This is a genomic window from Erythrobacter sp. NFXS35 (assembly GCF_040148725.1).
Taxonomy (GTDB): Bacteria; Pseudomonadota; Alphaproteobacteria; order Sphingomonadales; family Sphingomonadaceae; genus Erythrobacter.
The window spans coordinates 707084-732935 of sequence record NZ_JAGDEB010000003.1; the positions used below are offsets into that span (position 1 = coordinate 707084).

The window sequence follows — 25852 nt, forward strand, 5'->3', positions numbered from 1 at the left end:
TTGGCGGGGTTGAGGCTATAAGTCGCTTATCGTCACAGATGACGTCGGCATTCAAGAGTTTGCTGCGTTTGCCCAGTTGGTGGGCAGATGTCTTGATCTGTCAAACTTTGCACAGAATCTAGCGGAGAAGGATGTTGGCGGTCATCGCATCCATGTAGCCAAGGGTCTTCTCACTATTGACCATCCTCAGGTGCATCTCCTCGCAGGTCGCAACCACAATCAGCGGCAGAAGGTGCCATCTCTATCTTGCAGAGGGATGTCATTTCTATTCAGCGCGTACACGCCGTCAAATGGGCAACATACATTATGTTAATACCAACACCACTACTGTCCATGTAACTTATGTCCAGTGTGATGGCAAAACGCTTGCAGTCATGGGCGTCTTTCAACAGTATCAGCGACCGTGTCCGCTTCGACCATCCTTGGCATCTCTTACCGGTAACGCGGCACCGCCAAATGAAAAATCCCCAGAGCTACCACATAAGCAATGGCTGCCGTGGAGAAGATTGGTGCGTATCCGAACTCCACCCTTACAAAGCCGATGGACGCAGCAAAAGCGGCGCCCGCAAGCGCTCCGCCAATGCCGCCCATAGCGATAACGCGAGGGACATCGGATTTCGGGTAGAGATCCGTAACAGAACAAAACAGAATTGCAGAAAACCCCTGATGTGCGCCGGTAGCCAGCGTCAAGAGCGCTATAGCAACCCAGACGCCCTCTACATACGCCACAGATAGTAGAGGCAGCATACAAATTGCGCAAAGCGCCATTACAGATTTGCGAGCTGAGTTAAGTGATAGGCCTAATATAAGAAGCTTCGATGAAAGCCAACCGAAGAAAATCGCGCCAAGATCCCCTACTATGAAAATGATTAGAAAGGGAATTCCGATGGTTGCTAACGTTAGCTTTGTTTCCAGCGCTTCGTTACTGTTGAAAAAATCGGGCAACCACGTCAAATAAAACCAGAATACAGGGTCGATTATCACTTTTGCTCCGACGAAGCTCCATGCTCGTCGGTCACGCAGAAGATCACTCCAAGTTCGCGGCGCCTCATCTCCGCCCGACGGCAGGTCCGCTTCAATGAGAGAGAGTTCGCGAGCACTAAGACGCGGATGTTCCTTGAGCGGGCGGTAGATGGCCAGCCAGGCAATGCAGACTACCAATCCGATAGCGCCTGCTACGAGAAAACTCGCTCGCCATCCATAGGCAAGCGTAAGTACGGGAATTAGCCATGCCGCAACCACGACGCCGACATTCCCGCTCGCATTGAAAAGGCCGAATGCTGTGGCTCGCTGATTTGTCGGAAACCACTCCGCGATCGTCCGTGCGGCTGCGGGAAAGTGCCCCGCCTCGGCCATTGCCAGCACCACCCTTGCTGCCGCAAGGCCTGCAAAGCCATTCGCCCCGGCTGCCGCCATGCCAGCAAGGCTCCATACTGTGATGAAGGCTGCATAGGCGAATTTTAATCCGAACCGCATAATGGCCCAGGCTGTAATCAAGAAGCCCAGTGCGTACCCAAGCTTGAAGGCAGCATCGACAATCCCCATTGATTGTTTGAAGAGAGCGTCATCAGTTTCTGAGAATGCAGAGGACGGATCAAGGCCCAGAAGATCGCGCTTAAAACCCATATCGATCATTGTGAACGATAAGACATTGCGATCGATGTAGTTGAGGGCACCCGCAGCAAAGATCACTGCCAGTATCAGCCATCTCAGTCCCTTCCATGTACGACGGCCTTCGCTTACCGAAGCCTCCGTCATGCGCCGCGTACCCTATCGAGTGAATTCCAGAAATCGACTGCATCCAAGTCGCGGTAAAGCGAGCATATCTTGTCCTGTGACAGCGACCCAAGCGGCAGCCGGCACGGCCCCACATCTAATCCGATCCGTTTCATAATTGCTTTTTGCGCGGGAATGGCCGGATAGCGTGTCAGTATCCGCACCATGGTCACAAGTTCGCTCATTCGCTCTCTAGCCAGTTCGAGCCGGCCGTTCTGAAACGCCTCGATCATCTGACGATAGAGCGGCGCTGCAAAATTATAGGTGCTACCGACGGCGCCACTCGCGCCAACGCTCATCGCAGGAAGCAGCATCTCGTCATATCCGAAAAGCACCTCCATCGACGAGTCTTTCGCATTATCGATGCATGCTTGATATTCCCATATCGTTGATGCCGTATATTTTATGCCGGCGAAGTTCGGAATCTGGTTTCGTGCCTCATCAAGAAAGGCGACCATGTCGAAGTTCAGACCTGTCATTGCTGGTAGATGGTAATAGTAGAACGGGAGATCGGGAGCCCCGGCAGCGATCTCGGCCATGCTGTCCACTAGGTCGCCTAATGACCCGGGACGAAAGTAGAATGATGCCGTTGCCGACGCAGCATCGGCCCCATGTTCCGCTGCATGACGAGCTAATGCGCGGGCTTCTGTGATGCTGGAATGGCCCACGTGCACCATAGTCCTCAAGCGACCCTTTGCAGTAGCGATCCACTCTTCGGTGACCTGTGCACGCTCGCTCGATGAGAGCGAGGGCCCCTCGCCATTCGATCCGCAAATGAACACACCTGTGACGCCGTCGCCGTGGAGACGGTCCGCCAAGTCGCGAATGACGTGGCACGCCAACGCACCGCTTGGGTCAAGCGGAGTGAAGGGCGCAGCGATCAGCTGAAAACCTGTTCCGTCATTACTTTGCCGACGGGAAGACGGACTTCCTAAAGCCTCGCTGGCGCTACTCATCGCCCTCCCCCTGAACGAAGACGCGCCGACGCCCGCACCCACACATCCATCATAAACTACCCCTTCCCCAGAAACCTAGTATACCATGAGGGGCGATGCAACAGGCTTTTGACGGAATGTGCCTGGCAGTTATCGGAGTTTATGGTGAGAAGTACCGGCTTGTTTCGTCCGAAGCGCCGGACTGGAGATGGTGGACCATTGCCGCCTCAGCCTGATCGGGATCACGATTGCGGATCGCTTTTGCCACACTCCAGTGCCCTTCCAGCGCGGACTTGTTGCGTGAAGCCACCTCGGCGGGGTCCACCCTGCGCCGGTACATTACCCAGTCGACTAGGGCATCGTGGATCGCGAGAAGAACCGGGTTCCGGGGTAGTTCGGCCAAAGCGCGATGAAACGCGATATCAAGAGCTTTGAAGCGTTCATGGTCGCCGATGGCGCGCTGGCTAGATTCGAGAATACGCTCGATCCGAGTCAACTGAGCGAGGGTCGCCCTTTCAGCCGCGTATCGAGCGAGCGATATCTCAAACATCCGCCTGGCTTCATTGAAGTGAGCGACGCCTGCATCTGTAGACAACAAGTCACCAGCAATGAACGAAAGCGCATCCAGTATGGCCCGAGGGGACTGTTCGAGCACCTCGGGACGTCCGCCTTTGCGCAACCTCACCACGCCACGCCGTTCGAGCGCAAACAGGGCTTCTCGGATGGACGGGCGACCCACTCCAAAGTGCTCCATCAGCACCCGTTCTGCTGGAAGATGGTCGCCGGGGCGATAGGTTCCACGGCGGATTTCCTCCATGATGCCTTCCTGCACCATCTCGGACAGCCTGCTGGGCCCCGAACTCCCGTCAGCAGTTGCGTGAGGCTCTGAACTTGTTGCTGCTTCAACCATGCATGCTTATCCGAATTCCCTTGCCCTACCCCAAACCTACATTGTTACGCCGGCCTTGCACAGCGCTGCAGACGCGCCAAAGAAATCATACCATAACCGCCGCCTCTCAAACCGCTTCGGAAACAGCCTAGAGAGCGACCTGCTCACATCACAGCAAAATCAGATGGTTAAGTGCGTGCACTTTCAATGACGATGCACTGCGGGCGTTCACATTCGCTGTCTTGCCTATTCCGCTCAAACCTATTATACCACGCGAATAATCAAGGAGGGGTGACGTTGAAGAAACTGTTAACTCGTGCGGCTCTGGTCGCCATCTCGGCATCGCACTTTGCGCTTGCGATAGGCTTGTCGACCGCCGCCTCAGCGCAGGAGGTGGAGTCCCAGTCGGAGTCTGGTGAGCAAGGCGAAATCATCGTTTCAGGCATTCGGCGGTCGCTCGAAGATGCTGTCAACCGAAAACGCTCAGCAGACTCCATTATTGATGGTATATCGGCCGAAGACATTGGCGATTTTCCGGATGAAAACCTGGCTGAGTCTCTCCAGCGCATCACAGGGGTGCAAATCGAGAGAAACGGCGGTGAAGGTACAGCGATTTCGATTCGCGGTCTGGGCCCGCAATTCAATAGGGTGCTGGTGAATGGCCGCACCGCCCCGAGCGATGCCGGTCAGCGCGATTTCAATTTTCTTGTCCTCGCCTCGGAACTTGTATCGAGCATAGCGGTCGCCAAAAGCCCAACAGCGGATGTTGCCGAAGGCGGCGTTGGCGGCACTGTGTTTATCGAGACGCCAAAGCCGTTGGACATCGGGAAAACGCGCATCACAGCCTCGGCCTTCGGGAGCTACGATTTTGCCCGTGAAAAGCTCGCCCCTCGATTTGCTGGATTGGTAAGCACAACTTTCGCTGATAACCGCATCGGCATTCTCCTGTCTGGTTCATACTCGCTACGCAAATTTCGCAGCGATGTTTACAACCAAAATGGGTACACCCGATCGTCTGCAAATTTTCAAAACTTCGCGACTGCAAACAATCTGACTCGTCCAGTTTTTGAGCCTGAGAACATTCAGATTGACGCAACTACAACTGATCGCGAAAGGATCAATGCGTATGCAGCCATTCAATTTGAACCGATCGACGGGCTAAATCTGACTGGTGATCTCTTCTACTCGAAATTCAACGATCTCACCTATCGGACACGGCTCCAGATCCCGCCCAATCGCGGCGGTTACGTACCACTGGAATTGCAATCGGCTGATGATGGCGATTTGACGCTCATCGATGTTGGCAACTCGTTTTCTAACGTGGACAACAGGAATTTCGACACAAACAGCGACCTGCTAATCGCCGGCTTTAAAGCTGAATGGGCAAGTGGACCGTTCAGTGTCACACTCGATGGTTCGTACGGCGAAGCAAACCGCAGGCGCGAAACCTTGGCTACCATTATCGATATCCCTCGCCGCGCTTCTAATAGAACAGTTTTCGATTATACTTCAGGCAACCGAATTCCTGACATCAGCTTTATCAACTATGACCCCGCGAACTACGGTTCGCACATTCTCCGATTTGTGCGTGTTGATATCGACGATGCTTCTGACATTGAATACGCCTTTGCAGCAGACGGCAAGTATGAACTAACAAGCGGCTTTATTACGGCATTATACGCTGGCGCACGATATTCTGACCGGGAGTTTTTTAACGATCAGATAACCACCGATAACTGCAACTTCGGAAATTGTATATCGGCCCTCACGCCTGGAATTCAAAACATCTTGCCGCCCGGCGCTGTCACGGAATTCCCGGTCGATAACTTTCTTGGCCGAGAGGCAGGAAATTTCCCACGGACATGGGCAACCGCCGATCCGATCCACTTGCGGGATCATTTCTTGCCGAATGGATTGCCGCCACTCACTTCCCGACCAGCAAATTTCGTAAATGTGCGAGAGAAGACTACCGCTTTCTATGCGCGGACTGATTTTGCCGGGGACATAGGCGTGCCTTTTAGCGGCAATGCTGGTGTGAGATATGTCATCACTGACATGGTATCCAGTGGGTTTGTACCAACCCCGATTGCTCTGGATACAGTAAGCCGGCCCGGAGACGTCACCTTCATATTTGGCGCACCGCAACTGCTCGCATCTGATCGTCGATATAACAATTTGTTGTGGAGCTTCAACGCGAAGTTCGACGTCACAGACACGCTTTTGCTTCGCTTGGCTGCTGGACGTGTCATGGCGCGCCCGGAGATTTCGTTCTTGTCTCCCGGCTTTTCGGCGCTGAGCCCAGAAAACAGGCAGGCCACGTCCGGCAACCCGGATCTTGACCCTTTCCTAGCGACGCAGTTCGACCTTTCGCTCGAGTGGTATTCCGAACGAGCAGGCACCTTTACCGCAGCAGGGTTTTACAAGAAAATTTCATCTGTAACCCAGACGTTGACTTCGTTTCTTCCGATATCCTTCCAAGGGGTCACACAAAGTTTTAATTTCACTCAACCGGAGAATGCAGACGGTGGGAACATTTACGGCGTCGAACTGGCATATCAGCGTGACTTTGAATTCCTTCCTGCTCCGCTTGACAACCTCGGCATGGTCGCAAATTACACATACGCTGACAGTTCAATTACCGGAAGCAACCCTTTTGTTACCGATCGGATCTTTTCGCTTGAGGGTTTGTCGAAGCATAACGCCAACCTGATCCTATTTTACGAGGATCGTCGGTTTGGCATCCGCGCAGCCTATAATTACAGATCGAGCTTTCTTGCTCAGACTTTGGGAGTTTTCCAGCTTCCTGAGTTTCGTGACAGCTTTGGCCAGCTCGACGCTTCTGCAAACTTCAGCATAAATGACAGGCTGACGATCAGCGTCGAAGCTTTGAACATCTTCAATGCCGAGCAATTTCAGTATTCGTCGGATCCTTCGAGAGTTCGTTTCATCGAATACACGGGAGCGCGTATCCAATTTGGTGCGCGGGCGACATTTTAGGATGTGGGTTGCTCTTGCGCTTGCTGCTGCAGGAATGCAAATTGCCCCACCGGCGGCAGGCGTGAGCCCAAGTGTTTCGGTGAGGAGCGACGGGCTTGTGTGGCGGGAGATTGCCGAACTTCCAGCAGACGCGATTGAAGGCTTGCCGATCGGGCGTGCGGGAATGTGCGGGGGGTGGATTGGCGAGCGCTTGGTGCTTGTCGGCGGTTCGAACTTTCCAGAACCCGCACAGACCGCAACACGGGGCGGTCGAAAAGCCTACTCAGCGGACGCTTGGACTTGGGATGGCAAGGAGTGGCAAAATTTTCCCGGATTGTTACCTCAAGGCACCGATCAAATGCTGTCTGTGGTGGTCGACAATGCCCTGTATTGCATCGGCGGGATCGCAGGTGGCACGTCGTCTCCATTAGCAGATGTCTTCAAGATTGAGGTGGACCGCAGCGGGAGGCCAACCTCACGCAGGATGGCACCGCTGCCCTCGCCAATTGCCGATCCGGCAGGCGGTATTGTGGCTCGAAGCGTACTTGTCGCGGGCGGCGACAAACTTCACATATTTGATCTCGATGATGCAGCAAGTGGTTGGGTGTCAACGAGTATCCCATGGATGCCACGAGAGGGCTTTGGTGGAGTTGCCACAGCTGACTGTCTTGTTCTGGCTGGTGGACGGAGACTGGTCGAGGGGCGGTGGTATGGGTCTGATGAGGTGTTGCGCTACGATCCATCGGAAGGCCGCTGGTCCCACCTTCCTCGCTTACCTGTCGAGTTAGCGTGGCCTGCTATATTAGGCCTTCCGGGCGGAGAGATCTTGTTGGTCGGGGGTGTCGACATGATTAGCTTCCGGCGGATCGAGGGCATTCGTGCTTCGGCGAGCGATCCGGCGAACCCCCAACGTGAGCGTTTTGAGAGGCAGCTTACCGGGCTATTCGATCATGATCCCGGGTTTGATCTTCGCATCTGGCGATGGTCGCCGGGAAGCGAGGCTTGGGCGCTCGCCGGCTATCACCCCGGTCCCTCGGCAATAAAGCGGCCGGTCGTGGCCAGTCCCTTTGGATTTATCTTGCCGGGTGGCGAAACAAATCCGGGAAAACGCACAGCGCGCATCTGGGCAGTAACGGAAGCACGGCGATGAGAAGAAATTGGATAACCGGACGCGCCACGATATTGGCAGGGGCTCTACTGACATTGCCCGCTTGCATGAGTGGATCTCTCTATCATGCCGCTCACCCAGCAACCCTCGCAGGCCTGTTCGTGACCGTTTATGAAGGTGGCAAGGACGGCTACCCCACCTACCGAATACCAGCCATTGTCCGCGCAAGCGATCAAAGCCTCCTGCTCTTCGCTGAAGCACGTCAAGGCGGCGATGCAAGTCAGATCGATCTTGTGGTGAAGCGCTCGAAGGACAACGGCCGGACCTGGGGGCCCTTGCAAGTGGTCGTGGGCCATGAGCGATTCAGGACTGACTACACCGCTGAAACCACGATCACGGCCGGCAATCCCGCGCCCGTGGTGCTCACGCACGGTTCTCACCGCGGGAGGATTCTGCTGCCATTCACCGTCGAGAATGCGCGCGTATTTGTGACCTATAGCGACGACAACGGCCTGACATGGTCGGACCATCGCGAGATCACCGAGAACGTGCGGCGCGAAGACTGGGGTTGGTATGCGCTTGGCCCGGTCCACAGTATCGAACTGCGCCACGCGCAGTATTCAGGCCGTATTGTTGTGCCGGCCAACCACCGCATCGGCGAACCGGGGAAAGACGATGGCCCATATGGTTCCCATATGCTGATATCGGACGATGCTGGCGCGAACTGGCGTTTGGGGGCCATTGACTCAACCTATACTGACCCGCTCAATGCAAACGAAACAAGCGTGGTCGAGCGTCCTGACGGCAGTCTGTACAGCAACACCAGAAACAACCGCTCGAAGATGCCGGAAACCCGAGGCGATGCTGTCAGTTGTGATGGCGGCGAAACGTACGCGGTCCGTCCGGGCAAGCTACACCCCTTTGCTCCCTCACATTACATGCTTGATCCTCCTGTTGTGCAGTCCAGTCTTCTGGGCTTTGAGCTTTCCGGGGAAGAGCAACTGCTTGCCTTTGCCGGGCCGGACTCCGATGGGCCTTCCGGTCCCGGGCGAAGCGATATGGCGCTGCGCCACTCGTTCGACGGGGGTGAAACATGGGAAGACCTGATCCTGATTAGCGCCGGTCCGGCTGCATATTCGGACATGGTCCGGATCAGCGAATCGGCAATCGGTCTCGCCTTCGAGACAGGCGAAACTGAACCCTACGAACGGATCGACTTTGTGCCGGTTGAGCTGTCCACCCGTTTCCTTGCGCAAGCCAATTACAAATCATCTGGACAATACTTCACATGCCCCCGTTAATCAAAAACATCGGTGTCCTAGTCGGCCTGCTTGCGTCATTTCTGATCAGTCCTGCGCTTTCCGCCCAGACAATTTCGAGTAAGCCCAATGTTCTTTTCGTCGTTGTTGATGACATGAACGACTGGACCACCTTGTTCAACCGCAACAATCCGATCCGTACCCCGCACCTCGAAAGGCTTGCACAACGCGGTGTATTCTTCGATCGGGCTTATGCGGCTTCACCAGCATGCAACCCCTCGCGCGCAGCTATCCTGAATGGGGTCCGTCCGCACCGCAGCGGCGTCTACAACAATGCGTCGGATTGGCGCTCCTCACCTATCAAGGGCACTGGAATTCTACCAAAAATCTTTAAAGATAATGGTTATTTTGTGGCTGGGGCGGGGAAGATCTTTCACCATCATGACAATTGGCGTTTCCACGATAATTCCGCCTTCCATGAATTTCTGATGATGCGGATCAACGAGCCTTACCCCGAACAGAAGCTCAATGGCCTGCCGGAATACGGATCTCGGAATACAGATTGGGGTCCCTGGCCCGAAAACATCGAGGACACTGCTGACTACAAAACAGTCGATTTTGCCGCCCGTTTCCTTGCCAGGAAGCACACCCAGCCCTTCTTCCTCGCAGTGGGGATCTACAAGCCCCATTCCCCATTTTTTGCACCGGCACCGTTCTTCGACGCCTATCCATTGGCCGACACCAAATTGCCAAGTAGGCTTGACGGAGATCTCGACGATGTTCCGGAGGACGGTCGGCGGATGCTCGCTCCGACAGACTGGTTCTGGGAAGGCATGGCAGAAGCCGAGGAAAGAAAACCGGGCTCCTGGCGGGAGTTCGTTCGCGCATACCAGGCAAGTTCGAGCTTTGCTGATGAAATGATCGGGCGGCTGCTCGATGGACTCGATGCAAGCGGCCAGCGAGACAACACGATTATCGTGTTGTGGTCCGACCACGGATTTCACCTCGGAGAGAAGAACCGCATCGAGAAATTCGGTCTTTGGGAAAAGACAACCCGTGTCCCGTATATCCTCGTGGTTCCGGGGCTGACAAAAGCAGGATCGCGAATATCGCAACCGGTCGATCTGATGACAATCTATCCCACCCTGCTGGAACTGGCTGGGATCCCCATCCCCGAACAATCGGACGGATTTAGCCTCCGGGCTTTCTTGCAGAATGGGGGCGAGCTTCCGCCTGCGTTGATGTCATATCAGCAGGGCAACCACGCGGTGCGCAAAGATCACTGGCGCTACATCCGGTATGCCGATGGCGGCGAAGAGCTTTATGATCATCGCGTTGATCCCAGCGAGCTTCGAAACCTTGCAGCGCAGCGCCGATATAGCGCGGTGCTCCGGGCGCTCCGCCAGCACCTTCCCGAAACCAGTGCGGTGGCTGTCCCGGAATTGGAGGTTACCGAAAGGTGAAGGTAAGCGAAAAGGCGCCAAAGCTCCTCTTTGGCGGAATAGAAACGGGGGGCACAAAGACTGTCGTCGCGGTGGCTGCGGAGGATGGAACAATCCTTGCATCAACGTCCATGTCGACAACCGCAGCGACTGAAACCTGCGACCGGATCAACGGCTGGTTTGCAAAAATGAGCTCTGATTTGGGACCCGTTGCATCGCTCGGGATTGGTGCTTTCGGGCCCATCGGACTAGACTCGGAATTAGCCGATTTTGGCGTGATTCAGGAGACACCAAAGCCCGGTTGGGCCGGATTTGATCTGCTGACCGCACTGATGCCGATTTGCGAGCACCGGGAAATCGTAAGTGACGTTACGGCCGCGGCCATCGGCGAAAGTCTGGCTGGCAACGTCCGTCATCGAGAGCTGATTGCCTATATTACCGTAGGAACAGGCATCGGTGTTGGCCTTGCGCGCGATGGCTGTCCGGAGTTTCCTGGCCGGTGCATCGAAATCGGGCATGCACGTGCTAAAAGATGTACCGGCGACAACAGCAAAAGTGTCTGCCCGTTCCACGACGACTGCTTCGAAGGGCTTGCTTCGGGGCCGGCGATTGCCTCACGATGGTGCGGCAATCTGAGCGAGCTCGCGGCAGGACACCCGGCTCATGTCGTGGAATGCGCCTATCTTGTTCAATTGGCGGAATTGGTTACCTTGGCCTACTCGCCTGACGGCATAAGGTTTGGGGGCGGGGTCAGCCAGACCCCCGGTCTGATCGATCAGGTTCGTAAAGCTTTTGCGCAATCAGCTTCCCAATATGGCCGTTCCAACCAGCAATTGTCGGGTAAGGATTTCATCGAATCGGCCAGATTGGGTGATCGCGCCGGTATCGTGGGAGCCTTGCATCTTGCGCGTAACAAGACAAGATCCGACTTGTTTAATATTTACTTCTAGATAATTACGACAGATGAATATTCAAAGACATACGTTATCTAGACTGAGGGTGTTATCTTGATTTTATCTAAATCGACTTTTATTGATAAAATATTGATATACACAAGACCTTGGGCGTTGCTTGCGGGCATCTGTGTTGTTCTGTGTTCATGCTCGAACGCAGGCGAGGAGGGCTCGGCAGGGTTGGTAGAACAAGACCGGATAACCCGTTCTTCCGCTTGCGCGGTCAAAGACAGCCGTCCGGTCCTCATTAAGGCCGGTCAATTCGCAATGGGTTCCAGCGCGGTCTATAGCGAGGAGGGGCCTGTCAAAACGATAATGCTCGATGCCTTCCGAATGGATCCGCACGAGGTGACGAACGAACAATTCGCTCAATTTGTCCGCGAAGCCGGCTACGTAACGACTGCGGAACTGCCAGTCGACCCCAAGGTGTACAGCGCGGACGTCGGCAGCATTCCCTCCGAACTTCTGTTGCCGGGTTCGGCTGTGTTCCGGCAGCCCACCGGAGGATCGCCCAATGATTCTGATTGGTGGGAATATCGGCCCGGTGCGAACTGGAAAATGCCGTATGGCCCGGATGGTCCGGCTGCTGTCGCAAATCATCCGGTTGTGCATCTTTCGCTTGGCGACATGCAGGCATATGCCGATTGGAAAGGCGGCTTGCTGCCAACCGAGGCGCAGTGGGAATATGCCGCGCGGGCTGGTGGTCCGGCAGTGACGAACCAACCTTCCAATGCGAACACCTGGCAAGGCGTCTTCCCCATTCACAACGAAGGAACCGATGGGTTTGAAGGTATTGCGCCAGTAGGGTGTTTCGAACCCAATGCCTGGGGTCTCTATGACATGATCGGCAACGTCTGGGAAATGACGAATGACTTGTACCTACCCGGACACGACCCATCCCGGCCGAAAGTCAACCCGCGCGGTCCATCGCATGCTCAAGCCCGCAATCCGGCTAATCCTGCGTTCGGGATCCGCGTGATCAAGGGGGGGTCGTATCTATGCGCGCCGAATTACTGTCGGCGTTACCGCGCTGAAGCTCGAAGCGGGCACGATATGGGGCTCGGGACAAGCAACGTGGGCTTCCGTTTGATCTATGCGCAAGAATAGGGAGGAGGTCATCATGTTGATTTGCCGAAAAAATCATGCTGTGGTTGACCTGAGATCATTTCGCTCCGCGGACGCAGCCGTGGCCAACGACGCACTGTTGGGAGCTACATTTTGGACGACAACCTCCCTTGCGCTGGGGCTCCTTGGCAGAGGTGGGCCCGTTGAAGCCAGGATTACTGGAGCGCTGAGCTGATGAGCGCCGCTTTTTCGCCCCGTCTGCTGGCTAGCCGAGCGGTTGAAAAGGTTTGGGGACGCACCGCTTTGCCAACTCCTTTTGCGGGTCTGGGCCCGGCGCGCATTGGCGAGATATGGTTCGAACCGCCCGCCGAATTGCCTAACGTGCTCGTCAAATACCTTTTTACCTGTGAGAAGTTGTCAGTTCAGGTGCATCCGTCTGATGCACAGGCTGAGGTGGGCGAGGCGGGAAAGGAGGAATGCTGGCTGGTGCTGCATGCTGAACCGGGGGCATGCCTTGGGATCGGGTTCATGCATGCGGTGACAACACAAGAGATTGCGTCGGCAGCACTTGATGGTTCAATCGAACGCCTGCTGGCATGGCACCCAGTGCGAGAGGGTGACCTATTCTATCTGCCTGCGGGTACGGTTCACGCACTAGGTCCTGGCTTGACCCTAGTGGAAGTGCAGCAGAATTCTGACACGACATTCCGGCTCTACGATTATGGCCGCCCGCGCGAACTACACCTTGAACGCGCGTTGGCAGTCGCTCGCGGCGAGATCTATGGGCATGAGCACCGCAGTTCCCTCTCAATGCGCGGGAAGACACTGATTGATGGTCCCTACTTCCGGTTTGAACGGATTCACGGCGAGCCTGATGAGGGCGTCGCTGCGGCATTCAACACGCCAGTGCTGGCATTGCCGCTGGAAGGCACCGTAACAAGCTTTTGCGGCGCGGTGCGAGCTAAAGCAGGCGAGTGCATCATAGCACCGCGTCTTGATGTACTCAAATTCCACGATGCCGACGTGACCTTGTTGGTTCGTGAGGCTTGACAAGAAAGCCCTTACCGGAGCCCTACATCACCGAGCAACACCCAGCGCCTCCACCAGATGGCCAAGCTGATCCCCCTGCCCCGCACCCCGGTCACCGCAAATGCAGAGCTAAGCCGCAGCGCGGGTTACGATATCCGAAAGGGATCGCTCACCGGACACTTTTTGTGGCCAACAGCGCGTTCCTAATGGAGGGTTCAAAGGCTGCTCGGCCGGGCGCTCCCAGCGCACTCAAAATTCGGCCGGGAATGGGACAAATCCGACACTATGCCGTCATCAGGTTTGGCGCAAATCGTGGCCGAAACTGTCCATGTAAACTGTGTCCAGTGTGATGCTAAAACGCTTGCCGTGATCGGCCACTGCGTCCTGAACTGGCAGCGCATTATGTCGAATAGCGTCGGGCCATGTCGGCAATCGCTTCGTGACGCTCCAGCAACCGTTCCAGCGTCTCGCGGTTCGTCACATCGAACTCGACAATGTCCGCACCGGACCAGAACAATTCCTCGACATGTTCATGCCCCGGATCGGCCCGCACCACCATCGGTTTCGCCATGCTTTCCCGCCACCAGTCAACATCGTGCAGATCAAGCCCGGCGTTAGATTGCCCGTATTCCGGCGTGTAGCGCACGAAATCCGCGCCATTGAAATCCGCGCTGACGGCCACGGCGAGTCTGGAACCGCAGTCGACCCCGATCGCAACCGACCGCCCGACAAGCCCGCGCACTAATGCGATTGCTCCGCTTGCCGAGTCAACCACGACCGCATCGATCCCGTATGGCATTGCCACTGCGAGCCCGTGCTTCACTCCGAGCGCGAAAGCATTTTCGCGGCGCAAGGGCGCGGCAATGGCAAAGCACGCAGCCACGGCATCATCGCTGATGCCATCGGCTTCGATAACGCAAGAGCCGATGCCCGGCATCCGCAGGACCGTCTCCAGCAATAACGCCATCTCCTGATCCGGGGCCGCAAACGCCGCCGCTCTAAGGTTGAGCCCCAATCTTGGCTTCTTGTGCAAAATGTGCCTCCGTCTGCTTTGCGCTTGTTGTAGATGCTGCAATCCCGTTGGCTGCGTTCAATGCGCGCGCTGCTCGTGCTTCACCAGCCAGAGCGCTCCATAGCCTGCAGCCAGAAACGGGAGGACGACGAACAGCGCAAGCTGCTGATCCCCCAGCACGAGCAAGGCCGCGCCATAGCTCATTGGACCGAGGAAAGCGGTGGCGCGCCCAGCAAGGGAGAAGATGCCGAAATAGGCCGCCTCCCTCCCCTCCGGAACCAGCCTTGCTAGCAATGCCCGCATCCCGCCGAAGCATGGCCCTGCCCCCAGCGCCGCGATGATGCCAGCCAAGAGAAAACCGAGCTCTGCCGCTGAGTAGCCGAACGCGATCTCCCCGCGTGGCACAGGGACGAAGAAAGCCCGGTCCGGGCTGGCCCCGATGATGCCGACGGTTGCGATCCCGACCAGAGCGAGCCCGAACCTGATGACCCGCAAAGATCCGAAGCTCCGGTCCAGCACCCCCCCGAGCAGACCGCCGACGCACGCCGCGACCGTGACGATGATCCCGAACACCGCCAATTCCCCCGCGCGCCATCCGAGCGCGACCCCGGCCAGCACCGATGCAAGCGCAAACAGGAGCGAGAGCCCATCTCCCGCAATCGATCGGCAGAGCAGGACCCCGAGGATGCTGCGGTTGCGCACAGCCTCCTTCGCGGTCAGCATCAGCGTCTCGAACGTGCGCGAGACCGATGTGCCGGTTGAACGACTGCGCGACGTATTCCTCGCGATCAGCAGATAGGGTAGCAGGAACAACACCAGAGCGCCGCCCGCAACGACAGGCGCGAGGCGATCGGAGGTGTAGCCGATATCGCCGCTATCGGCCCGCGCAAGCGCGAAGACCATCAGGAGGGAGAAAATTGAAACCAATTGCCCCACAGCAAAGCAAAGGCCTGAAAGAAAGCCTATTTCCCGATCGGTTCCCAGGCTCGACAAGGCTGCATTGGTGATCACGATTGTCAACTCGACACAGAGCGCCGATACAACGAAGATCGCGAGAAATGGCAGAACCGGCATCCCCGGCTCGGCAAACCACAATAGGCAACTCGCCCCCGCGCCCACGACGCTGAGCCAGACGAGGCTGGTTTTTCGCAGGCCCGTGGCATCCACGAAGGCTCCGATGAGTGGTGCGCACAGGAAAGTGAGCACGCCCACCACGCTGAGACCAGCAGCCCACAACCCCGCCCCCGTTTCTTCGTTGCCTACGAAGACATTGGCGAAATAGGCCGCGAAGATGAAGCGTTGGACCAGCGCGGCAAAGGGTTCGTTTGCTGCCTCGGTGAACAGCCAGGCAAGGCGCCGCCGGAAGAGCGTGTTGCGCGGGTGACAGGCCGGTGCGGCCTCCCCTTCAAGACGAATGTCGCCATCGATTTCGATCGGTGAGCTCAAGCTGGTTTCCTCGTCTCGTCAAGAAAGCGCAGGGAACGTTCATTGAACTGCGCGTGCCGCTCAAACTGCGGCCAATGGCCTGTCTGCGAGTAGATGATCACCTCCGCCTGAGGCACCCTCTCGGCCAGAACGAGTGCCCCCGCCGAGGGCGTTATTTCATCTTGCGCGCCCCAGAACGCGAGGACCGGGCAGGAGATCGCGTGGAGCTGGCTCGCGATTTCCGTGATCCTGAGCCGGGTCATGACATCGGCAGGCTGTTTGATCGCACTTTGCCAACGCTCGTCCAGGAGCGCGTCCGAAATCTGCTCCGGATCACAGACCATACGGCGGAGCACCGCTCCCAGCTTTTCCCTTGTGGGTTCCCCTTGCGTGAGCGCCTCAATCATGAACTGTACGCCCGGCATGGCCCAGTAACTCGCCTGCGGCGCAAGGCAGTGCGGCGCGGCGACGATAAGAGCCGAAACAAGATCCGGCGCCGTGATCGCGAGATTGTTAGCAATCGCGCCGCCCATGGAATTGCCGACGGCTACGATCCGCTCGATCCCCAATTCGCACAGCATTTGCTGCATCGTGCCGGTGAACAGCGGCAGGTCGTAATCGATGCCGGCGGGCTTTGCGGAATCTCCGAAGCCGGGCAGGTCCGGGACAATCACATGGTAGCCCGCTGCTACGAAGGCATCGACATTGCGGCAGAAATTGCCCCAACCCGATGCACCCGGGGCAGCGCCATGGATCATAAGCACGATCGGCCCGCTCTCCGGACCGAACCGGCGCACGAAGATTTCGATGTTGTCGCTCAAACGCAGCCGCTGGTGAGGAATCTTTTCCAAAGTGTCCCTCGTCATGCTGTCTTGGGTTCATAAAGGGTTACGCGATAGCCTACCCGCGTATGCGGCCAGTAGTCGAAGATCGCGCAGTGCTGCGTCGACCTGTTGTCCCAGACCAGCAGCGTATCCTTGCTCCAGCGGAAGCGCAGCTGGAAATCGGGAGTCTCGGCGATGTAGTGGAACAAATATTCGAGCACCGCGCGCGATTCCCCTTGCCCGAGTTCGACGATCGACTTCGTAAATCGGGTGTTGACGAAAAGCGTGGGCAATCCGGAGATCGGGTGGTTCTTGATGACCGGATGGATGGCCTCTGGCAGATTACCCGACGCGCCGTATTTTTCGCTGAAAATGCCCGAGTTGTGCCGCGCGGTCAGTCCGCCCAGAAAAGCCTTTAAGGGCGCGGACAGCCGTTCGTAGGCCGTTACGGTGTCAGCAAACAGGGTGTCCCCTCCGCCATGCGGGGGCAGCACCGCGAGCCGCAGCATGGTGACGGTGGGCGGCGATTCCTCCGATGTCATGTCCGCATGCCATGTCTCCCCAAACGCAGCAGTCGACTTCTCGTCAGCGCGCAGCTCGTTCACAGCTGAGGTCTGCCCGACGGCAGCGGCCATCGGGTGGGTATAGGGTTCGCCGAAATAGCTGGCGAAACGCTCCAGCGCCTCATGGCCGATATCCTGATCGCGAATGGCTATTACCTTGTAGCGAGTCAGGAAATTGCGGAACCACACCTGCTGCTCGGCGGTGAGGGGCCGCGAGAGATCGACACCGGTAATGCTGGCTCCGAACACCGGTGAGAGGCGTTCGATCCTTGCTTCCTCGAACACACCCTCGAGCGCGATCGCATCTTCGTCCACAGGTGGAGTTCCGATTTCCAGGTTCATCTTGTTCATCACGCTGCTGTCTCGAATTCTTCAAGTGGCGAAAGGATGGGGGCGCTGGCCTCGAACAGGGCACCGGCCCGCAGGCAAAAGTCGGGGTACAGCATCCGCTCGGCCTGAAGCGCCACCCCGGTCTGATCGATCAAGGTCCATTTCCCGCGCTCGTCGCGCAGAACGCTGATGTCCGCATCGCGGCCCACGCCAAGCGTGCCGATCTCATCCGACAGATTCAGGATCTGCGCAGGGTGGGTCGTGACCATCGGCACGACATCCTCAAGCTTAAAGCCGAGAGCGATGAGCTCCGAAAGAACGGTGTGCAGGCCGAACCGCCGCTTGCCCATCAGCACGCGGAATGCCGGGTGGAGGTCCATTTCTTCGGTACGCTCGGCGGCGATGCGCGTATTGTAGCCATGAAGGTCGGAGCCGGCGGTGTACGGGATAATGCCGGCATCGATCACCTTGCGCGCACGGTCGTAGCTGATGTGCCCGCCGCGTCCGACATCGACCCTGAGCCCGCGCGCGATCGCTTCCTTAGCGGCAGGATTGACCTCCCCGTTCTTGCCAATGAAGCTGCCCGGATTGCGAGAGAAGGGATGCGCCAAAATGTCGCCCGGCTCCAGCATGTCGAGAGCGGCCTCGAACACGGCATCGGGATCGGGCATTGCCCCACCCGGTCGGCGGGCGGGCCACATTTGGCCGAGATGGCAATAGGCGGGGATGCCCGCCTCCTTGGCGGACGATTTCGCATGCTCGATTACCTCGTAGTTCCAGCGCGACACCCCGCCCACTTCTGCGTGCATCTTGAGGCCGCGCACAAGATCGCGGTTGGTCTCGATCGTCTGAAGCAGCGCCTTGCGATCGATGCCGTGCGGCCCGTAGAGTTCGGGATAGCCGTGACTTTCAAGCGCGCCGACAAGATAAGGCGAAATGAATGAGAACACCCGCGTTATCGCGCGTTCAGCAACGAAATGCCGGAAGGCCGAAAAGGTCAGTGAGGCTGCACCACCGAGATCCACGACCGTCGTGACCCCGGAATTGACGCCGATCATGTCGGGGTTGAGTCCAAAGCGACCTGTGACATGCTCAAACACGTGGGTGTGAATGTCGATCAGCCCCGGCAGGACGATCCGACCTCGCACGTCGCGGACTTCCGCCGCGGTATCGGCGCAGATATCCGGAGCGACAGCGGCGATCTTGCCCCTAGAGACGGCGATATCCATCAGCGCGTCCACATTGTTGGCGGGATCGATGACTCGGCCTCCCTTGAGAAGTAGGTCGAATTGATATTGCGTCATGTTGAGCGCCTTCGTTGCGTGATTATTTAAACAGCTTAAGGGTGAGCGAACCTATGTCTTGTACAATTATGCCATTCACTTCGCAGCCGCCCGGTCAGTAGCCACAGGCTCCCCCGTCGCTGCGCGGGTCGGTGGCGCCGGATACGCGGCCATCCACCGTTCGCAGGATCGCGCCGGCATGACCTAGCATCTCGCTGCGCGGCGGCTGGAAACGCACTGGATGACCGAGGTCGACTAAGGCGGCCGAAATGGCCGGGGCCATGTCGGCTTCGATGTGAAGCGCGCTCGAATCCTCGCCCCAGGTACGCCCAAGCAACCATCGCGGTGCTGCGACGCCGGCTCCAATGTCGCCCCCGGCCAACTCGATCGCATTGAGGATCGCCGCCTGGAACTGCGGCTGGCCTTCACCCCCCATCGAACCGTAGACCATCGTGCTGCCATCGTCGCCGCGCATCAGTGCAGGGTTGAGGGTGTGGAACGGCTTGGCCCCTGCCCGCAGCGCATTATGACTATGTTCGTCCAGCGAGAAGGCGATCCCGCGGTTCTGGAGGAGAACGCCGGTGTTGGGCGACACTACGCCCGAGCCGAACTCCCAGTACACGCTCTGGATAAAGCTCACGGCAATCCCTTCGTGATCGATCGCGCCCATCCAAACCGTATCGGCGGGAGGCTGCGCAGGCCCCCAGGGCAGGCATTGCTCAAGGGATATGCGGTCGGTCGATGCCGCGATCGCACAGGGATCGAGGAGGGATTGCAGGTTTAGCGTCAGCCCATCAGGGTCGCCGATGAACCGATCACGGGCTTCGAAGGCGATCTTGGTCGCCTCGATCAGCACATGTACGCGCTGTGCCGGCGTCAGGCTCATCCGGCGTCTTGCCTCGTCGAAGATCGCGAGAATTAGCAAGGAAACCAGACCTTGCGTGGGCGCGCCGAGATTATAGGCGGTCCCGCCCGGACGACGTAGCCACAGCGGCGCAATGCAGGGTGCCTGCGCCTGTTCAAGATCGCCCGCATCGATAGTGGCCCCAGCCCTTGCCAGATCCTCGGAGAGGGCACGGCTTGTCTCGCCCCGATAGAAATCGTCGAGACCGGCGCTTGCAAGGCGTCGCAAGGTCGCGGCGAGCGCGGGGAGGCGCATGAGGTCCCCTGCCTCGGGCGCTTGGCCGTCGTGGAGATAGGTTTCTGCAAAATGCGGCTGCTGCGCCAGTTGCCCAAACTTTTCGCGCGTTGCGCTGGCCTGACTCATGCTCACCGCGAAGCCGCGTTCGGCGTGATCGATCGCACCTGCAAGGAGCGTTCCGAGCGGGAGTGCCACCCGGCCCGCCTCGCGCAGGCCAAGCGCCGATTGCCAGCTGGCAACCGCGCCGGGAACGGTGAGGACCGCCTTGGGACCACGCGTGGGCATCTCGGCCGGATAGCGACTGCGATAGTCGGCGAGACACACCTTGGCCCCTGCCCGGCCCGCGCCGTCGATCGCGATGACAGGTTGGTCAGGCTGTGCGATCAACCAGAAGGCATCACCGCCAATCCCGTTCATGTGCGGATAGACCACCGCGATCGTCGCTGCCGCGGCGACCATTGCCTCGATCGCACTGCCGCCCTGCTGCAGGATCTCGCATCCGGCCTCTGCGGCCAAACGATGGGGAGCGACGACCATGGCCGACTTGTCCTTGAGCGAATACATGGGGCACTCCGCGCGATTGATGAGTGAGAAAACCGGTTGCCTGCGTTCAGAACCGTGCCACAACGTCCCATCCTATCCGGGCGGCGCTGGCCAGCAGAAAGGCGCAGAACAAAACCCGCAGCGTCGTTGGGCTGATCGCATGCGCGATCCTTGCGCCCACAGGTGCCATCAAGATTGACATCGGCGCCAGCAGCGCAAAGCCCACCAGGTTGACGTAGCCGAACGAGAACGCAGGCCGGTTCGGCACGTCTACACCTCCGAGAATGAACCCGACGGTTCCGGGGACGCTGATCACCAGCCCGATTGCCGCAGCCGTACCCACGGCGCGCTTGATCGGAAGGCTGCAAGCCGACAGGAGGGGAACCATAAAGGTTCCGCCACCGATGCCCATCATGGTGGAGACAGTCCCCACAGCTGCGCCCGAGATCGCGCGGGCATAGCCCTGCGGTGGGCGGGAGAAGAGCGGTGCCGTCTCCGACCGCAAGGCAAGGTTCAGCGCCACGATGGTCGCGGCCACGGCAAACACCGATCCCAGCAGCTGAGAAGGCACCCACTGGGCGACCACCGAACCGATCCCCACGCCGACCACGACCCACGGGCTCCAGGTTACGAGGATGCGCCTGTCCACGCCGTCGCGCTTAAAATGCGCTCGGGCCGAGGAGATCGACGTCGGGATGATCGTCGCCAGCGAGGTTCCCACGGCAAGATGCATCCGGATATCGGGATCGATCCCGATGAAGGAATAGACTTGATAAAGGATCGGAACGATGATGATGCCACCCCCGACCCCCAGAATCCCGGCAGTCAGACCGCCCAGAGCACCGGCAGCAACCATTGCCGCGGACAGCACCGCAATTTCACTGGAATCCATGATTTTATCTCCGCGAGGACTTACCAGCTGTAACCGAGGGTGATTCCCCAGGTCCGCGGCGCGCCCCATATCTCGTTGAAGCCTCTCGACGTAACATCACGAGCGACAACGCGGTATTCGGTGCCAGTCAGATTCCTCACGAAGCCACCGATGCTGAGCCCGGTATCGGCATGCGCGATCGACGTCTGAAGATTGACAATGCCATAGGCCGACTCCCGCAAGAAATTCTTCTCTTCTTGCGTAACGGCCAGTTCGAGGTCGACGTTCGATTGCCAGACATATTCGAGCTGGGTCGTAAGCTCCCATCGCGATCCGATCGACCGTTCATATCTGGCAAACAGATTGGAGCTGAACTCTGGCTGATGCGGCAGTCGGGCGCCGTTGGGGCTGTTCTGCCCACCGAAGATGCTTGCGACTACGACCTCGGCACCGCGGATCTCGGACGTGATCCAACCAAAGGCACCGCCCACCGTGAAGTTCGGAGTGATTCTGCCGAGCAGATCGAGTTCCACACCTGTGGACCGGACGTCGCCGATGTTGCGCAAGGCGTCCACGGAGAGGCCGTTTGGGGTCAGCTCGGCGCCCTGCTGTTGAACATCGGACCGCCAATACTGGAACACCGCCGCGTTCGCGATCAACCGGTTGTTGAAGAGGGACGCCTTTACCCCCCCCTCCAGAGCAATGATGAATTCGTTGTCGTACGAAACAAGCTGCGCTGCCGAAGTGACAAAGCCGCCGAAGAACCCGCCTGTTTTGAACCCCCGGGCAATACTAACATAGCCCATTATGTCGTCGCTGAAGTCGTAATCGACAACGGCTTTCCATGTTGTGGCTTCGAAAGTTTCGCTGTCCTCAAGAAACAATGCCGCGTTACCGTTCGGCGGAACAAAGCTGTCCCGCGAAGGAAAGAACACACCTCCCTCGAACAACTTGTCGTCAATAGTGTGCCGCAATTCCAGCGCCAATGCGAGCTTGTCAGTGACGTCAATGTCAAGGCGAGCATAACCTGAATGGCTATCGGTTATCTGCATGTAGGGCTGTTCGATCAGATTGACCCTGAAGAGGAACGGTATCAGCCCGTCGTCGGCGGCAAAGCCAGTGTTCTCTATGACCTCGTCGCGTGCCAGCACAAAGCCGAAGAGCGCGTTGATCCCCTCGGAGACCGGAACATCGAAGCGCAGTTCCTGACTCCAGACCTCAAGCTGGGTGCGGTAGTCGATCTCCTGTTGAACATTTGGTATGGCGTCGAGATCAGTGAACCGGCGATAGTTGAGCTCGTCGTAGGCCGTAATCGACTTGATGCTGATGCCCCGGAAGTCCGCAGCAAGGGTCAGGCTTGCCCCAGTCCAATCCATCTCGAGACGGTTGCGGCCGAGACCGGCCGAATCATAGCGCCCTACTATACCAAGTGAGAGGGGCGTCGCACCGTTGACCAAGGTACAGCGGCCGGGCTCGCGGGGCCCGCCAGCTGGTAGCGTCGCGCAAAACACGTTCCTCAGTCCAGACAGTGAAACGCCGGCAACGGGACTTGGACCGGAGGGCTCCCAGCCACCGACCGCCCGATTAAGTGGCAACTCGGAATTGTCTGCACCTCCATGTACCTTCAAGGATACCAGAATGTTGTCTGCGGGCTCCCAGGCAAGGATGCCACGCACCCCCCAACGGTCCTGTGCACCATGATCGAAGCCACCAGTCACGCTCCGGAAGTAGGTGTCGTCACTCTGGACGACACGCCCGGACAGGCGTGCAGCGAGGTTGCCACCAAGGGGCAGGTTTGCGCCCGCCTCAATAGTCACCTCGTCGAACCTGCCATAGGTGACATCTGCATAACCACTGAATCCGCCACCTATTTTGGGCTGTTTCGAGATGTACTGAATGGCTCCTCCAACGGAGTTTCTTCCATACAGCCCGCCTTGGGGGCCCTTCAGTATCTCAACCCGCTGCAGATCGAACGAGGTCGCCTGAAGTTGCGCAATGTTCGCCTGATACACATCATCGACGTATATGCCGGTGGTCGGCGTGTCGTTGATGCGGAAGTTCCTGAGGCCTACACCGCGAATGACAACGACAGGCACCCCGCCACCCGACAAGTCGTAAATCTGCACGTTCGGGACGGCGGTAGTCAGTTCGGCGATCTGGTCGATCTGCCGGAACCTGAGTTCGTCGCCGGTGATCGCAGTGACCGCGATCGGCGTGTCTTGCAGCAATGACGCCCGCCTTTGTGCCGTCACCACAATCGAAGCATCCGATGGGGCGTCTTCGGCCATGTCATCTTGCGCCGCGGCTGCCGTCGACCAGAAGATGCCCAGCGAAAGTGCCATCACCGAGACGGACATCTTGGTTCGAAGATTATCTGTATTCATTTGGTGCCCCCGTTGCTGCAAACCATTCTGGCCGAAGTTTTGCCTTGGCCATGATGATCGAACGAGACGGTAAATGCGGGGAGCTTCTGACTTCGTCTTGTAAAATTATGCCAGTTACGGTTGAGCTCACCTGAAATGCCCTGCATATTGAATATTTTCAAAATCTTATTTTTGCTCACTGGCCTAGAGGAACAACGAGGCCGGGGCGCGAAGTCGTGGGACTTCAAGCCTGTGTCCAGCTGTGGGCCTGATTAACTTGACTGGTAAGACGCCGCGATTGACAACACCTCTTGCGTCCGTATTGATTGTCATCCGGAGTTCACCACTATGTCGATCACACCAGTGCAAAAATTGGGGTCGGGCATGGCTAGTTCCACATTCCACGCTCTTTTGCTTGAGGAAATCCATCAAAGCGCATTGCCTTCGATCGCGCGCCGCCATCTTATCGTTCCGCGTGCCGCCCATGTCTCGCGCATCACGTCGGAGCAGACCCTCCAGCACTGCTGGCGCGAACTGGGGGCTGAGGGGGTTGTTCGGGCAGGCATGCGCATTGAACAGCACACCTATAATCCTTGCGTTGCGACGTTGCTCAAGGAGGTTGATCTCAAGCGTGCGATCGACGTTTGGATCGTGCTCCAGGAACACTACCATGAAAGCTACCGCATCTGGTCGCTTTGTAAGAGTGACAACCACATCGTTCTCAAGCACGCCTCGGCCAAGGATACGGCGGTCCCGCCGACGGCGAATTCCATGCTGGTCGTCGGGGTCATAGCGGGAATGGCGAAGACGATGGGGATCGATGAACTCAATGTCCGCGCCTCTACCGCCGAGGGCGAGGAAATCGTGCTGATCGAGGCGGGCAACATTGCGCAGAACATCAGCCGCATTGAGCCCAGCTCGATCTGCGATATCACCATCACCTGGGACCCTAACCGCAACCAGGACGATCACCCCGCCATGTCCCGGATCGCCAGCAATTTCCTCGAGGTGATGGGTTTCGACGCGTCCGACAACGTCAAGATCCAGCGGATGAGCAAAGCCGTTCTGGAATGCCACCATGACAAGGTCTCGATTGCCTATGTCGCTTCTTGCTGCGCCATGTCCGTTCGCAGCCTCCAAAGAATTCTGCGCGATCGCGGGATGCGCTTCACCGATTTCCTGCGTATGGTGCGGCTGAAGAAAGCGGTCGATCTGCTGTTGAACACCGACCGCTCGCTCGTCCAGATCGCGCTCAGTTGCGGGTACTATGATTCCGCGCATTTCAGCCGGGAGTTCAAGAGTTCGGTAGGCGTGTCGCCGTCCCAGCTGCGCGAGATCGGCTTGCAGATCCACTGACCGCGCCTCAGCCATTGCGCCTAATCGGGTATCCCAGCCTTGGCGAGACACGCAAAATCGCGCTATGCATCAGCGACTTACCGAGATCGATCACTACGCTTTCGCGCTGCATGCCTTGCACAATCTGCCTCCCCCGCTCGTCATATCTGTCTCGACAAGCGGAGGAAGGACCTCGAAAACCTTGAGATTGGGCGCCCGGCTGCCCGGCTGATAACGCAGGGACCGGGTACAGCTCCCATGGCGCGCCTTGGTCGCGCAATGGACCGAAGCCGGCTGCTTGAGAGCAAGCGCAAGCCCGGAGGTGATGTTGCAGATCGCTGCCTAGTTTTGGCGCAGTAGCGCCGGTATGAGATCGAGACCAGGCATGATCGGCGCCGAAAAATTGGGCTGGATCTCGCCCGCGAAGGCGGGGGGATTTCCGCGGCATCTAGAGCGGCGATGTCGAGGCGACGGCCGCCATCCGCTAGGCGGAGGTGACCGCACACCGCCGCATGATCGACAGGACGCATGAGCGCGGCATCAAGCCGCACAAGCCTGCGTGCGACGATCAGTCTTGTGACAGACACGTTCTCAGCGCCGGCTTTTTTCAACATGGGGTAATGGTCTGGCGGCTCTTCGATGGAGACTGATATATTCAGCTCTGGCGTAGAAGAGGAGGCAGATCATGGATTACTTTGCTGGCCTGGACGTGTCGCTGGAGAAGACACAC

At 58.0% G+C, this 25852-nt stretch carries 19 protein-coding genes; 8 read left to right on the forward strand and 11 right to left on the reverse strand.

The window, feature by feature from the left end:
* Window positions 1-432: 432 nt before the first annotated feature.
* The 3 genes from J3454_RS15010 to J3454_RS15020 all read right to left on the reverse strand — a co-directional run bounded on the left by J3454_RS15010 (window position 433) and on the right by J3454_RS15020 (window position 3546).
* Complete coding sequence (locus J3454_RS15010) at window positions 433-1758, reverse strand: MFS transporter (RefSeq protein ID WP_349514558.1); 1326 nt, start codon at window positions 1756-1758, stop codon at window positions 433-435.
* Window positions 1755-2732, reverse strand: coding sequence for a dihydrodipicolinate synthase family protein (locus tag J3454_RS15015; protein ID WP_349514559.1), 978 nt, complete (start codon window positions 2730-2732; stop codon window positions 1755-1757). Before J3454_RS15015 ends, J3454_RS15010 begins: the two co-directional genes overlap by 4 nt.
* Before the next feature lie 139 nt (window positions 2733-2871).
* Complete coding sequence (locus J3454_RS15020; RefSeq protein WP_349514560.1) at window positions 2872-3546, reverse strand: FCD domain-containing protein; 675 nt, start codon at window positions 3544-3546, stop codon at window positions 2872-2874.
* A gap of 351 nt (window positions 3547-3897) precedes the next feature.
* Here J3454_RS15020 and J3454_RS15025 point away from each other — a divergent pair, with 351 nt between their 5' ends.
* The 7 genes from J3454_RS15025 (at window position 3898) to J3454_RS15055 (ending at window position 13453) form a co-directional block, all read left to right on the forward strand.
* Window positions 3898-6597 carry a TonB-dependent receptor gene (locus J3454_RS15025; protein ID WP_349514561.1) on the forward strand — a complete coding sequence of 900 codons (2700 nt, stop codon included), beginning with the start codon at window positions 3898-3900 and terminating at the stop codon, window positions 6595-6597.
* A gap of 97 nt (window positions 6598-6694) precedes the next feature.
* The gene (locus J3454_RS15030; RefSeq protein WP_349514562.1) at window positions 6695-7726 is read left to right on the forward strand and encodes a hypothetical protein; all 1032 of its coding nucleotides are present in this window, start codon (window positions 6695-6697) and stop codon (window positions 7724-7726) included.
* Between the two features lie 119 nt (window positions 7727-7845).
* Window positions 7846-8985, forward strand: a complete 1140-nt coding sequence (locus tag J3454_RS15035; protein ID WP_349514563.1) for a sialidase family protein — start codon at window positions 7846-7848, stop codon at window positions 8983-8985.
* Window positions 8973-10406, forward strand: a complete 1434-nt coding sequence (locus J3454_RS15040; protein WP_349514564.1) for a sulfatase — start codon at window positions 8973-8975, stop codon at window positions 10404-10406. The genes J3454_RS15035 and J3454_RS15040 overlap by 13 nt, the downstream gene beginning before the upstream one ends.
* Complete coding sequence (locus tag J3454_RS15045) at window positions 10403-11335, forward strand: ROK family protein (protein WP_349514565.1); 933 nt, start codon at window positions 10403-10405, stop codon at window positions 11333-11335. The genes J3454_RS15040 and J3454_RS15045 overlap by 4 nt, the downstream gene beginning before the upstream one ends.
* 57 nt (window positions 11336-11392) lie before the next feature.
* A complete protein-coding gene (locus J3454_RS15050) occupies window positions 11393-12445 on the forward strand; it encodes a formylglycine-generating enzyme family protein (protein WP_349514566.1) in 1053 nt (350 codons plus the stop codon).
* 192 nt (window positions 12446-12637) lie between these two features.
* Window positions 12638-13453: a class I mannose-6-phosphate isomerase gene (locus tag J3454_RS15055; protein WP_349514567.1), complete on the forward strand. Its 816-nt coding sequence runs from the start codon at window positions 12638-12640 to the stop codon at window positions 13451-13453.
* A gap of 379 nt (window positions 13454-13832) precedes the next feature.
* On the opposite strand, the gene J3454_RS15060 is transcribed toward J3454_RS15055, so the two are convergent.
* The 8 genes from J3454_RS15060 to J3454_RS15095 all read right to left on the reverse strand — a co-directional run bounded on the left by J3454_RS15060 (window position 13833) and on the right by J3454_RS15095 (window position 23808).
* Window positions 13833-14399, reverse strand: coding sequence for a thiamine phosphate synthase (locus tag J3454_RS15060; RefSeq protein ID WP_349514568.1), 567 nt, complete (start codon window positions 14397-14399; stop codon window positions 13833-13835).
* Between the two features lie 123 nt (window positions 14400-14522).
* Window positions 14523-15890, reverse strand: a complete 1368-nt coding sequence (locus J3454_RS15065; protein ID WP_349514569.1) for an MFS transporter — start codon at window positions 15888-15890, stop codon at window positions 14523-14525.
* Window positions 15887-16720 carry an alpha/beta fold hydrolase gene (locus J3454_RS15070; RefSeq protein ID WP_349514570.1) on the reverse strand — a complete coding sequence of 278 codons (834 nt, stop codon included), beginning with the start codon at window positions 16718-16720 and terminating at the stop codon, window positions 15887-15889. The genes J3454_RS15065 and J3454_RS15070 overlap by 4 nt, the downstream gene beginning before the upstream one ends.
* A gap of 11 nt (window positions 16721-16731) precedes the next feature.
* Entirely contained in the window at window positions 16732-17607 is an 876-nt protein-coding gene (locus tag J3454_RS15075; protein ID WP_349514605.1) for a TauD/TfdA dioxygenase family protein, read from the reverse strand.
* A complete protein-coding gene (locus J3454_RS15080; RefSeq protein WP_349514571.1) occupies window positions 17607-18890 on the reverse strand; it encodes an amidohydrolase/deacetylase family metallohydrolase in 1284 nt (427 codons plus the stop codon). Before J3454_RS15080 ends, J3454_RS15075 begins: the two co-directional genes overlap by 1 nt.
* Window positions 18891-18984: 94 nt before the next feature.
* The gene (locus tag J3454_RS15085; protein WP_349514572.1) at window positions 18985-20574 is read right to left on the reverse strand and encodes a gamma-glutamyltransferase family protein; all 1590 of its coding nucleotides are present in this window, start codon (window positions 20572-20574) and stop codon (window positions 18985-18987) included.
* 46 nt (window positions 20575-20620) lie between these two features.
* Window positions 20621-21445: a sulfite exporter TauE/SafE family protein gene (locus J3454_RS15090; protein WP_349514573.1), complete on the reverse strand. Its 825-nt coding sequence runs from the start codon at window positions 21443-21445 to the stop codon at window positions 20621-20623.
* A 20-nt stretch (window positions 21446-21465) separates the two neighbouring features.
* A complete protein-coding gene (locus J3454_RS15095) occupies window positions 21466-23808 on the reverse strand; it encodes a TonB-dependent receptor (RefSeq protein ID WP_349514574.1) in 2343 nt (780 codons plus the stop codon).
* 327 nt (window positions 23809-24135) lie between these two features.
* On the opposite strand from J3454_RS15095, the gene J3454_RS15100 reads away from it, so the two are divergent.
* Complete coding sequence (locus tag J3454_RS15100; RefSeq protein ID WP_349514575.1) at window positions 24136-25143, forward strand: helix-turn-helix transcriptional regulator; 1008 nt, start codon at window positions 24136-24138, stop codon at window positions 25141-25143.
* Window positions 25144-25852 lie beyond the last annotated feature (709 nt).